11 protein-coding genes are annotated in these 11,596 nt (G+C 41.5%); 7 read left to right on the forward strand and 4 right to left on the reverse strand.

The genetic code is table 11. The annotated features are described in order from the left end of the window. Positions 1-425 precede the first annotated feature (425 nt). The 3 genes from NSQ49_RS19165 to NSQ49_RS19175 all read left to right on the forward strand — a co-directional run bounded on the left by NSQ49_RS19165 (position 426) and on the right by NSQ49_RS19175 (position 5,146). Positions 426-2,987, forward strand: coding sequence for a vitamin B12-dependent ribonucleotide reductase (locus NSQ49_RS19165; protein ID WP_159865168.1), 2,562 nt, complete (start codon positions 426-428; stop codon positions 2,985-2,987). 143 nt (positions 2,988-3,130) lie between these two features. Then, the gene (gene splB, locus NSQ49_RS19170; RefSeq protein ID WP_159865171.1) at positions 3,131-4,156 is read left to right on the forward strand and encodes a spore photoproduct lyase; all 1,026 of its coding nucleotides are present in this window, start codon (positions 3,131-3,133) and stop codon (positions 4,154-4,156) included. A 105-nt stretch (positions 4,157-4,261) separates the two neighbouring features. Further along, a complete protein-coding gene (locus tag NSQ49_RS19175) occupies positions 4,262-5,146 on the forward strand; it encodes a patatin-like phospholipase family protein (RefSeq protein ID WP_251283698.1) in 885 nt (294 codons plus the stop codon). Positions 5,147-5,205: 59 nt separating this feature from the next. Here NSQ49_RS19175 and NSQ49_RS19180 read toward each other — a convergent pair whose 3' ends face one another. Further along, entirely contained in the window at positions 5,206-5,595 is a 390-nt protein-coding gene (locus NSQ49_RS19180) for an SA1362 family protein (RefSeq protein WP_311315906.1), read from the reverse strand. Positions 5,596-6,023: 428 nt separating this feature from the next. On the opposite strand from NSQ49_RS19180, the gene NSQ49_RS19185 reads away from it, so the two are divergent. The 4 genes from NSQ49_RS19185 (at position 6,024) to efp (ending at position 9,165) form a co-directional block, all read left to right on the forward strand. Then, entirely contained in the window at positions 6,024-6,554 is a 531-nt protein-coding gene (locus NSQ49_RS19185) for a YqhR family membrane protein (protein WP_159865180.1), read from the forward strand. Positions 6,555-7,072: 518 nt separating this feature from the next. Further along, positions 7,073-7,519 (forward strand): type II 3-dehydroquinate dehydratase, encoded by a 447-nt coding sequence (aroQ, locus tag NSQ49_RS19190; protein ID WP_251283699.1) that lies wholly within the window; start codon positions 7,073-7,075, stop codon positions 7,517-7,519. 1 nt (position 7,520) lies between these two features. Further along, complete coding sequence (locus NSQ49_RS19195) at positions 7,521-8,582, forward strand: M24 family metallopeptidase (protein WP_159865186.1); 1,062 nt, start codon at positions 7,521-7,523, stop codon at positions 8,580-8,582. A gap of 25 nt (positions 8,583-8,607) precedes the next feature. After that, positions 8,608-9,165: an elongation factor P gene (efp, locus tag NSQ49_RS19200; RefSeq protein WP_159865188.1), complete on the forward strand. Its 558-nt coding sequence runs from the start codon at positions 8,608-8,610 to the stop codon at positions 9,163-9,165. A 31-nt stretch (positions 9,166-9,196) separates the two neighbouring features. Here efp and NSQ49_RS19205 read toward each other — a convergent pair whose 3' ends face one another. From NSQ49_RS19205 to NSQ49_RS19215, 3 genes are all read right to left on the reverse strand, one after another. Beyond that, positions 9,197-9,364 (reverse strand): hypothetical protein, encoded by a 168-nt coding sequence (locus tag NSQ49_RS19205; protein WP_251283700.1) that lies wholly within the window; start codon positions 9,362-9,364, stop codon positions 9,197-9,199. Positions 9,365-9,443: 79 nt separating this feature from the next. Next, positions 9,444-10,130 (reverse strand): SIMPL domain-containing protein, encoded by a 687-nt coding sequence (locus NSQ49_RS19210; protein WP_341071096.1) that lies wholly within the window; start codon positions 10,128-10,130, stop codon positions 9,444-9,446. Between the two features lie 75 nt (positions 10,131-10,205). Next, positions 10,206-11,588 carry an alkaline phosphatase gene (locus NSQ49_RS19215; protein ID WP_251283702.1) on the reverse strand — a complete coding sequence of 461 codons (1,383 nt, stop codon included), beginning with the start codon at positions 11,586-11,588 and terminating at the stop codon, positions 10,206-10,208. Between the last annotated feature and the right edge of the window lie 8 nt (positions 11,589-11,596).

Below are 11,596 nucleotides of genomic sequence, written 5' to 3' on the forward strand. Positions count from 1 at the left end.
ATTGGAGCGGGAAGGTGCAAGATCCTCGAAAATGCACGTGCATTTTCTTCGTGCGGTGTGTACTCAAGGAAACTTATTCGGAGTCCTGCGGGAGCAGGGTATCCGGGTGCAAGATTAATGAATATTTTTCCAAATAATGAACAAAAAAAGTGCAAGCTTCAAAATGTGTTAAAATTTATCGTTAATTGTCGAAAATCGGTCATTAACTCTGTTTTTCTTCAAATTTTAATATTTTTTAAGTTTGACAAAACGATAATTTGCTGAACTCAACACAACATGTAGTGTTGTCGAAAATATTAATAACACTATATATTGATTTTATGGTTTAAGATGTGGTAACTTTAGGGTACTATTTTGACAGATAGATTTACTCTATCTGTCAAAATGTACTTCCATATTTGATTTAGAAAGAAGGAGTTGTAACAATGTCTGTTGCCCTAGGACAAAAAATGAAATTAAACATTGAACGTTTAAACAAGGACATCCGTCTCTTTCCTCAGGTTCACCCTGTAACCCCTGATATGAAAATGACCCACAAAGGTGTTTCCCGCTTGGTTATGCTAGACCGCTATACCTTCAAAGACACCGAGAAAGTGACACTCACAAACGGTGACTTTGTTGTTCTCACCATAAAGGAAGATCCAAAATTTCCTGCACGCGGATTAGGCTATATTCTCGACATAGACTGGGAAAACAAGACAGCAAAGGTTTTAGTAGAAGAAGATTACAGAGGAGTGCTGGATGATCCGGAAGAAGTGAGAACAGGCATTATTACAAAGCCTCTTGATGTAATCGAGAAGCCTCTGGAAATCTATTATGAGCAAATCGCCAAGCGTAATGCAACTGGCCTTGCATCTGTTGAAAAAACCGAAGAAAAAAGAAAAGAATGGTTTGAAAAATTCTATCAGGAATTGAAAAACCTGAATTTTATTCCGGCTGGCCGGGTGTTGTACGGAGCAGGTGCTGAAACAGATGTTACGTATTTCAACTGTTATGTAATGCCATTCGTGCAGGATTCCCGTGAAGGAATTTCCGAGCACCGCAAGCAGGTAATGGAAATCATGAGCCGCGGCGGCGGCGTAGGGACAAACGGTTCAACTCTTAGACCGCGCAATACACTCGCAAAAGGAGTGAACGGAAAATCCTCCGGTTCAGTTTCCTGGCTGGATGATATTGCGAAGCTTACACATCTTGTGGAGCAAGGGGGATCCCGAAGAGGTGCACAGATGATTATGCTATCTGATTGGCATCCGGACATTATCGAATTCATCATTTCGAAAATGCAAAACCCAAGAATTTTACGCTTCCTTCTTGAAAATACAAAGGATGAAACCATAAAAAAATATGCTAAAGAAAAATTAAAATTCACTCCGTTTAATGAACAGGAAATTGCCATGTACCAGGGCATTATTAATTACAAAAGCATTCCAGGCTATGGCGGCTTCAGTGAAAAAATCATTAAAGACGCAGAGGAAAAGCTTGCGGCTGGAGGTACTTATAGTGTTCACAACTCTGAGTTCCTGACAGGAGCAAACATTTCAGTCTGCCTCACGAAAGAATTTATGGATGCGGTTGAAAATGATGCAGAATATGAGCTTCGTTTCCCGGATGTTGAGTCCTATGATGCCGAAACGATGAAAACATACAACGAAGAATGGCATAAAGTAGGTGATGTCAGAGAGTGGGAAAAACTAGGCTATAAAGTGCGCGTTCATCGTAAAATTAAAGCGAAAGAGCTATGGAACCTGATTAACATCTGTGCAACATACTCAGCTGAACCAGGCATTTTCTTTATTGATAATGCCAACGACATGACGAATGCACAGGCTTACGGACAAAAGGTCGTAGCTACAAATCCTTGCGGCGAGCAGCCTCTGGCGCCAAATTCCGTATGTAACCTTGCAGCAGTAAACCTTGCAGAAATGGCAGATAAGGAAAATAAAACAGTTAATTTTGAAAAGCTGAAGCGTACTGTTGAAGTGGGTGTACGGATGCAGGACAATGTCATAGATGCTACACCATACTTCCTTGAAGAGAACAAAAAGCAGGCATTAGGCGAGCGTCGTGTTGGTCTTGGTGTAATGGGGCTTCATGATCTGCTGATCTATTGTGAAACAGAATATGGATCTGAAGAAGGCAACGTGCTGATTGATAAAGTCTTTGAAACCATTGCTACTTCAGCATACAAAGCTTCTATAAAGCTTGCAGAGGAGAAAGGAAGCTTCCCGTTCTTAACAGGTGAAAATCCTGAAGAAACGAATCGCCTGCGCAAAGCTTTTACAGAAACAGGCTTCATGAAGAAAATGCCTGAAGATATCCGTGCTTCTATTTTAAAAAGCGGAATCCGCAATTCGCATCTTCTAACCGTTGCTCCTACGGGATCCACAGGAACCATGGTGGGAGTATCTACGGGCCTTGAACCATATTTCTCCTTCTCATACTTCAGAAGCGGCCGCTTAGGCAAGTTCATTGAAGTGAAGGCAGATATAGTTCAGGAATATTTAGACCGTAACCCGGATGCTGATCCTGAAAATCTGCCTGAATGGTTTATTGCGGCGATGGATCTTGCTCCGGAGGCACACGCAGATGTCCAATGTGTGATCCAGCGCTGGATTGACAGCTCAATCAGTAAAACGGTCAACGCACCAAAAGGCTATAGTGTTGAACAGGTTGAAAAGGTATATGAACGCCTATACCGTGGCGGAGCAAAGGGCGGAACAGTATATGTGGACGGATCGCGCGATTCTCAGGTACTGACGCTTAAAGCTGAAGAGAACACCTTTGATAGCGATGATACAGTCAAAAAAGAAAAATCAAAGCAGCATGTAGTGCTGGTTGACACAATTAGCGACCTGCGCTCAACCGATGTAACAATCGGTTCAGAAGTAGGCAATACATGTCCGGTATGCCGCAAAGGAAAAGTAAAAGAAATCGGCGGCTGCAATACTTGCACAAACTGTAATGCACAGCTTAAATGCGGATTATAAATATAAATGAAATGAGAGAAAGAAGATGGAAATATTTGTTCCATCTTCTTTTTTTGCTGCTCGTTTATTTGGCTCATACTACAGTCATAGGATCCAGCCAGGATTATCTGCTGGCCGACAAATTGACAAAGAGAGGTTAACCAATGAAGCCATTTATTCCTCAGCTAGTTTATATAGAGCCTCAAGCTCTTGAATACCCCTTAGGAAGAGAGCTAAAGGAAAAATTTGAAAAAATGAATATAGAAATCCGGGAAACAACTTCACATAATCAGGTGAGGAATATTCCGGGTGACAACGAATTACAGAAATATCGCAATGCAAAGTCCACTTTAGTAGTAGGGATCAGGCGGACTCTAAAATTCGATACATCCAAGCCCTCTGCAGAATACGCCATTCCTCTTGCTACAGGCTGCATGGGGCATTGTCATTATTGCTATCTGCAAACCACACTTGGAAGCAAGCCGTATATTCGAACATATGTAAACCTCGAAGAAATTTTTGAGCAGGCCTCTAAATATATGGAAGAGCGTAAACCGGAGCTGACTCGATTTGAAGCTGCGTGTACATCCGATATCGTAGGGATAGATCATCTAACCCACTCCCTGAAAAAGACCATCGAATTTATTGGTCAGACTGAATATGGACAGCTTCGGTTTGTCACAAAGTATCATCATGTCGATCATTTGCTGGATGCGAAACATAATGGGAAAACACGTTTCCGATTTAGTGTTAATTCGCGCTATGTAATAAAAAACTTTGAGCCGGGAACTTCCTCATTCGACGACCGGCTTGAAGCTGCCCGTAAAGTAGCCAATGCCGGCTATCCGCTTGGATTTATCGTGGCGCCTATTTACATGCACGATGATTGGCGTGAAGGCTACCATGAACTTTTTCAGAGGTTAAGCAAAGCACTTGATGGCATCAGCCTTGAAGGCTTAACTTTTGAACTAATCCAGCACAGATTTACGAAACCGGCCAAAAAGGTCATTGAAAAGCGCTACCCAAAAACAAAGCTTGAAATGGATGAAGAAAAGCGCAAATATAAGTGGGGACGATATGGTATTGGCAAGTATGTATATCCGACTGATGAAGCAAAGGATCTGGAACAAACAATTAGGGAATATATTCACTCATATTTTCCAGAAGCAGAAGTGCAATATTTTACGTAATTATTAAATTTTGCTTGTCAGCCGTACTATTTTAAAAAGCTCCTGATTAAAGATGTATAAGTAAAGGTTCCTCTATGAGCAAGTACATCGACAGGAGTGGCTTTCATGTATATAGATGGGGTTTTTTCAGGGGGAGGCATCAAAGGATTTGCCTTAATCGGCGCATATGATGTGGTTCATAAAAAGGGATTTCGCTTCAAACGGGTTGCTGGTACAAGTGCAGGATCCATTGTGGCTGCATTAATAGCTGCCAATTACACCAGTGAGGAAATATATCAGCTCGTCGATGAATTTGAAATCCGAAAGCTTCTTGATGAAAGAAAGACGTTTATCCCCTTTGCAGTGGGTAAATGGCTTAACTTGTATTGGCATCTGGGGTTATATAAAGGAGCTGAGCTGGAAAGCTGGATGGCTCAGAAATTAGCCGACAGGGGGATTAAAACATTTTCAGATCTGCCGCCTGATTCCCTTAGAGTCATAGCATCTGACCTGACCAATGGAAGACTGGTTGTACTGCCTGATGACCTTGTGAATTATGGCATTGATCCAGCTTCATTTCCGGTAGCCAAAGCAATCAGAATGAGCTGCAGTCTCCCGTATTTTTTTGAGCCGGTTAAACTGAAGGGATACAGCAGTACAAGTGTCATTGTGGATGGCGGAGTTTTAAGCAATTTTCCGATGTGGCTTTTTGATAAGGAAAATGTGAAAAAGACGAGGCCTGTGCTCGGGATAAAGTTAAGCCATGAGCTAAGTGAACGGCCTCCTAACAAAATCGCCAACGCCATACAAATGTACGCGGCGCTTTTTGAAACGATGAAGGACGCGCATGATGCAAGATACATCTCGAGAAAGCATGCACAAAACATTATTTTCATTCCAACGGATGGTGTATTGACTGTGGAATTTAATATTACCGAGAAGAAGAAAAAAGACCTCCTGGAGCATGGCAGACAATGTGCGGAGCAGTTTTTTACATCATGGAGCTACTAATAATAAAAGCCAGGAGCTATAAGTCAAAAATATTATCAACATAAAAAATCGAGCCCTGATTATAGGGAGGCTCGATTTTTCTTTTTGCCTTTTTTGCCTTCTATGACTGTCAAATGTGGAGAGGATTTTTTTCTGGACTTTTTAATGGAAGTAATCGATCCGACAGATCCCTTTCTTCCATTGGCAGTGCCAGATTCTTTATTATTATTAAAACGTCTTTTTGATTTTTTGGCTGCCTTTATAAAAGCTCGCTGCTCTCGCTTTGAGGGATTATATCTGTTAAAGCGCTGAAAAAGAAAGTATACTGCAGCTCCAATGATAACAATGACAGCTATTCTCTGCAAAAAACCGGCAGGATTTGAGATCAGGCTGACGGCAACTCCGATAACAGCTAGAATTATGAGACCGGAGACAATATAAAATGTAAATGGTTTTTTCAAGAAAGCCACCTCCCTAAAAGCATGATGAGCAATTTTATAAGCTTTTAAACTCTATAAGCTAAAGTTTATCGAAATAATTAATGAAAGTAGTCTTTATTTTTTTATTTTCCTATTTCTTTACAATTTAAACAGAGGAACATTAACTTTTCATGAGGCTTAGTAAGGTTTTCCATATTATCGGGAATATTGCTTATACTTAAATTTATGCTCTGCACCCCAGTCCCGGAACTCGCATAACCGGAAATAAGCAAAAATTATAGAGCTTCATCCTTAATTATTTTATTCGACTTAAAATCCCATAAAACCTCTATATTAAAGGAAAATATATAAAAATATATATGGTTTTTGCAGCGGAAATTATTCAGGATGCTTTTAATTGAAATTGATGCAATGGAATAATTGTGTGTGGACATAATAGGAAAAGGAGGTGGCGCAAAGTGGCAGAAGAAAAAGAGCGCTTGGAACAGAATCAAAGGGAAAAACCAATGTCTTTTATGGCAATGGTGGTCATTACCGGATTGGTTGGAGGCATTCTTTGGAGCGGACTGGCCTATCTTGCTTATGTGTTTAATTTCACGGAAATTCGCCCAAATGTCATTCTCGAGCCCTGGACGATTGGAGCATGGAAAGAGGGATGGCTGGGGACAATGATCTCGATCTTCCTGATAGGCGGAATATCTATTATAGCTGCCCTGATTTATTATGCAGCGCTGCGGAGATTTCAAAGTATTTTGGTCGGAGCAGGCTATGGAATTGCCCTTTTTTTACTGGTATTTTTTATACTCAACCCTATCTTCCCGGGCATCAGCCCGTTTTGGGAGCTTGAGCGAAATACAATAATTACCTCAATTTGTTTCTATATTTTATTTGGTGTATTTGTTGGGTATTCCATTTCATATGAAGCTCATGAACTCAAAGGCAAAACTGAAGATGAAAAAAAGGCCCGCACTGATCCAGAAATAATTTAATGGATTGGATGTTTTCGCAAAGTTTGTTGCTATGAATTATATTTACTGAGTTGATTGCAGCGTAAGGTGTCCTCGAAAGTACATGCGCATTTTCTTTGTGCGGTGTGAACCCAAGGCAGCCTATTCAATGTCCAGCGGGAGCAGCGGGACAGGTGAGATCCCGCAGACTCGAAGCAACGAGGAGGCTCAGCGCCCGCGCTGCGGAAAGGGTGCATCCCCTCGCTGCAATCAACGGACAACATTGATGAGTGAAAAACAATTTATACGAAAGAGTCTTTAAAAAAGAGCCTAAACAAGAGTTATCATTCGTAAATGAAGATTAAATCAGTATGAGCTGAAGGCTAATGTCAATGGGAGGGAATAATGAAAAATAAAGCGAAAAGTGCTATACGTCAGAACTGTATGAAAGTTTGCTTTATGATAGAATGTTCTTAAGTGGGCATTCTTTTTCAGTGCTGTCAGCAGGATATTAAAGAGAAGGGAAAGCCTGTAAGCAATTGTTAAAAAGGTGGTTGAATATGGGGAAAATACTCCTGTTAAATGGGCCGAATTTAAACCTGCTCGGCAAAAGGGAACCAGGTGTTTATGGAAAAGAAACACTTGATCATCTCGAGAAAAAAATGAAGGCGTTGGGTGCTTCATATGAAACAGAAGTGATCTGTTTTCAGTCAAATCACGAAGGTGAACTTATTGATAAGCTTCACCTTGCCAATGAAGATGGCACACAGGGTATAATTTTCAATCCCGGAGCATTTACCCATTATAGTTATGCAATAAGGGATGCTGTTGCAGGAATTCAGATTCCTGTGATCGAAGTACATATTTCAAATGTTCATGCCAGAGAAGAATTCAGGCATATTTCTGTCATTGCCCCCGCTTCAATGGGACAAATAGTCGGCCTCGGCTTTAAAGGGTATGAACTGGCGTTTTATGCCTTAATGGATTTTGACAAGGGGAGAGAATAAAATGGAGAAAATACAAAAATTGCGAGCGCGTTTTACAGAGTCTGGGATAGATGGCATGCTGATTACCAGCACCTACAATCGCCGTTATATGACAGGGTTTACCGGTTCATCGGGCGTCGTGCTCATCAGTGCGGATAAAGCACTCTTCATAACCGATTTCCGCTACACGGAACAGGCTGCTAAACAATGTGAAGGATATGAAATTGTGAAGCATACTGGTGCAATTCCGGAAGAAGTCGCCAAACAGGCAAAACAGCTCGGAATCAAAAGGCTTGGTTTTGAAGAGAATCATGTTACTTTTGCTTCCTATAAAGCCTATGATAAAGCTGTTAACGCTGAGCTGATCCCTGTTTCTGACACTATTGAAAAGTTACGCTTGATAAAGGACGATTCAGAGATTAAGATAATAAAGGTGGCGGCAGACATTGCAGATGCTGCGTTTAAACATATTCTTGATGTCATTCGGCCAGGTATTACTGAACTGGAAGTTTCGAATGAATTAGAATTCTTTATGAGAAAAGCGGGTGCAGATTCATCATCGTTTGACATTATCGTAGCATCCGGGTACCGTTCTGCTCTTCCGCATGGAGTCGCCAGTGATAAGGTAATTGAAAAAGGCGATTTTGTCACTCTTGACTTCGGTGCTTATTATAAAGGGTATGTTTCTGATATTACCCGCACAATTGCTGTTGGAGAACCAGAAGATAAGCTGAAAGAAATCTATGGAATTGTGCAGGAAGCTCAAGAGCGGGGGATGGAAGGCATCAAACCTGGAATGAGCGGCAAAGAGGCAGATGCCTTAACTCGTGATTATATTGCAGGCAAAGGCTATGGCGAATATTTTGGCCATTCTACGGGACACGGCATCGGCCTTGAAGTCCATGAAGGTCCTGCATTATCCTTTAAGTCTGATGTTATCCTTGAGCCCGGAATGATCGTAACAGTGGAGCCGGGCATATACATACCGGGAATTGGCGGTGTCCGAATTGAGGATGATACAGTCATAACAAACGATCATAATGAAACACTTACTCATTCTACTAAAGAATTAATTATTCTTTAAATGTACACATTAGGAGGACACACTCATGATTTCAGTAAACGATTTTCGTACGGGTTTGACAATTGAAGTTGATAACGGCATATGGCGTGTAATGGATTTCCAGCACGTAAAACCGGGAAAAGGAGCGGCTTTTGTACGATCCAAACTGCGGAATCTTCGCACTGGTGCCATTCAGGAAAAAACCTTCCGTGCAGGAGAAAAAGTAGCGAAGGCACAAATCGATAACCGTAAAATGCAATACCTATATGCAAATGGAGATCAGCATGTTTTCATGGATAATGAATCTTATGAGCAGATCGAGCTGCCTGCATCAGCAATTGAGTATGAATTAAAATTCTTAAAAGAAAACATGGAAGTCGCTATTATGCTTTATCAGGGGGAGTCTCTTGGAATCGAGCTTCCTAACTCTGTTGAACTTACAGTAACAGAAACAGAACCAGGCATTAAAGGGGATACTGCATCCGGCGGAACAAAGCCTGCAACAGTTGAAACAGGCCTGACTGTACAAGTTCCTTTCTTTGTTAATGAAGGGGATAAATTGATCATCAATACAACTGATGGTTCATACGTTTCACGTGCATAAATGGAAAAAATCCCGAGCAATCGGGATTTTTTTATCCTTTATATTTCCTGCCCTCAGCGCCGGGGGATATGTCAGTGTCATTGCGATTATTATAGTCAGGGTCAGATGCAGGAGCAGTTCTGTTATCACGGGTTCCTCCCAGATAAGCCCTGTCGCCTTTTTTCTGATTCTTTAAAAATTCATCCAGATTTTCATTCATCTCATAACCTCATTTCTATAGAATTCCTCGACACCTTATTAGTATTAGCTTCTTTTCCGTGATTATAAGCAGAAGCTTCCTAGCTGTAATATATGAACTCAGCCGTGATGCGACTTTCAATTTCTATGGTGCCAGGCTGGATCGGTGTGCTGACGGCACTTTTGACAAAAGCGGAGGATTGTATAGATACAGGCTGCTCCATCCCTAAAGTTCCTTCTGTCACGGATACTGGGGTGCTGATCAATTGTACATTTAGTGCAGCAGCGATTGTTTTAGCCTTTTTGTAAGCATCCATTACAGCCGCGTTTAAAGCCTGCTGGTACAAATCCTGCTGATTTTCAGTTTCGAAAGTAATTTCTCTAACCGTGTTTGCACCGTTTTCCACTCCTGTATCCACAACAAGTCCTGCATTATCTAATTCAGCAACAGTAATGCCGAGTATATGCTCAACTCTGTAACCGCGGAATATTTGCTTGCCATCCACAAAATCATACTGTGGAATAATAGTGAAATCTGACGTTTGAACTTGCTTATCTGTTATTCCTATGGCATTAAGAGATTTTTTGATATTTGAAATGGCAGCAGTATTCTGCCCCTGTGCTTTTTGAAGCTCCTGATCTTCTGTTATAACTCCCAGCTTTATATTAGCCAGATCTGGCTGTGCAGCTAACTTTCCCTCACCTGAAACCCTTAATGTATTTGGCTTGGATCTGAAATGGCTCCCACTCTGTACAGTATTGCGGACAAATGGCTGATAATAATACATAACTTTCATTCCCCGCTTTCATTAATGTATCTTTCTAGAATTACGCGGGAGAAAGAGAAAAAATGCGTATTTACATTAATGCCAGCTGTAATCCATCAGTCCGGCAATCTTTTTCGGGATATCCGTATTCTCCAGCACTCCTGTAAAAGCTTCGCTCCCATTGCCATAAGCAAATAAAGGAATCATATTGCCTGTGTGGCCGCCGGTAGAGCTAAGAGCTCTTACTGTACCCGTTAAAATACCCCCATGATATTTCTCAGCAATCAGGCTCCCTATTTCCCATGCTGCTAAGGATTGAGGATAAACCTGGCTGTCTGTGTTCTGAAGCTTCCGATTAAATGATTCTATTTCCTTCTCAGTTAAGTCAATATTTGCATACTTTTTTAAAACATTCTTCACACTTTCTGACCGATAAATGCCCCTATTTTCATCTTTTGCCAATTGACTGGCCATATATTGCGGAGATGCCTTAACTTCCTTTAAATGCTGTATATCCAGCGGTTCTGATGCAGATATCCCCATGGTTTCATGATCTGCGACAATCAGCACCAAAGTTTCTTTGTCCTTTTGTGCCCATTCGACGGCAAATTTGACAGCTTCATCAAACTCAATCGTTTCTTTCCAGATGCCTGTAATATCACCAGCGTGTGAAGCATGATCAATTCTTGCTCCCTCGGCCATGAGGAAAAATCCCTGTTCTCCTTTTGAGAGGATATCGATTGCTTTTTCAGTCATTTCTTTTAAGCTGGGTTCTTTGCTCTCCAGTATTTGCCGGTCCGATTTAAAGTTCATATATCCCTCGTTAAACAAGCCAAGCAGCTTTGAGCCTTTCGCAGACAGCAATTCTTCCCGATTCACTGCATAAGCATATCCCTTTTGCTTTGCCTCTTTCAATAAATCCCTCCCGCTTTGCTTTTCCGGTTTGAAGTATGCTCTGCCGCCTCCAAGCAGCACGTCTACCCCGGATTCAAGCTGCTGGCGTGCAATTTCATCCTGTCCCGACCATCTGTTTGAAACACTTGCTGTAAAGGCTGCAGGTGTTGCATCTGTAATTGTATTGGTGGATATTATCCCTGCTTTTTTACCGTTTTTCTTGAATAAATCCAGAATACTGTCTGCTTCCTTCCCATCAGGCGTAACTCCGATCATTCCATTATTCGTTTTTCTTCCAGTTGCAAGAGCCGTACCGCCGGCAGCTGAATCTGTCACAAGATTATTGGCAGATTCGGTATGCACTAATGCGGTGTGCGGGAGAGATTCCATGAACAGCCTCCCGTCCTTCCCGTACTCCAGCTTTCTTGCAATTTCTATCTGGCCCATTCCCATTCCATCGCCAATCAACAGAATGACATTTTGCGGTCCTTTTGTATTTTTCTGATGAGCCCTTCCTTCTGCAGGAAAGAAACCAAGAACAATCAGCTGAAAGATAACCATAATGTATATGCATTTTGTTTTCATAACGGGCA

It is taken from the genome of Cytobacillus sp. FSL R5-0377 (assembly GCF_038004385.1).
In the GTDB taxonomy this organism is placed as follows: Bacteria; Bacillota; Bacilli; order Bacillales; family Cytobacillaceae; genus Cytobacillus.

What these genes read in the sequence shown, in the direction of transcription:
- NSQ49_RS19165 (WP_159865168.1), top strand. Translation starts at nt 426, where the DNA reads ATGTCTGTTGCCCTAGGACAAAAAATGAAATTAAACATTGAACGTTTA.
- splB (WP_159865171.1), top strand. Translation starts at nt 3,131, where the DNA reads ATGAAGCCATTTATTCCTCAGCTAGTTTATATAGAGCCTCAAGCTCTT.
- NSQ49_RS19175 (WP_251283698.1), top strand. Translation starts at nt 4,262, where the DNA reads ATGTATATAGATGGGGTTTTTTCAGGGGGAGGCATCAAAGGATTTGCC.
- aroQ (WP_251283699.1), top strand. Translation starts at nt 7,073, where the DNA reads ATGGGGAAAATACTCCTGTTAAATGGGCCGAATTTAAACCTGCTCGGC.
- NSQ49_RS19195 (WP_159865186.1), top strand. Translation starts at nt 7,521, where the DNA reads ATGGAGAAAATACAAAAATTGCGAGCGCGTTTTACAGAGTCTGGGATA.
- efp (WP_159865188.1), top strand. Translation starts at nt 8,608, where the DNA reads ATGATTTCAGTAAACGATTTTCGTACGGGTTTGACAATTGAAGTTGAT.
- NSQ49_RS19205 (WP_251283700.1), bottom strand. Translation starts at nt 9,364, where the DNA reads ATGAATGAAAATCTGGATGAATTTTTAAAGAATCAGAAAAAAGGCGAC.
- NSQ49_RS19210 (WP_341071096.1), bottom strand. Translation starts at nt 10,130, where the DNA reads ATGTATTATTATCAGCCATTTGTCCGCAATACTGTACAGAGTGGGAGC.
- NSQ49_RS19215 (WP_251283702.1), bottom strand. Translation starts at nt 11,588, where the DNA reads ATGAAAACAAAATGCATATACATTATGGTTATCTTTCAGCTGATTGTT.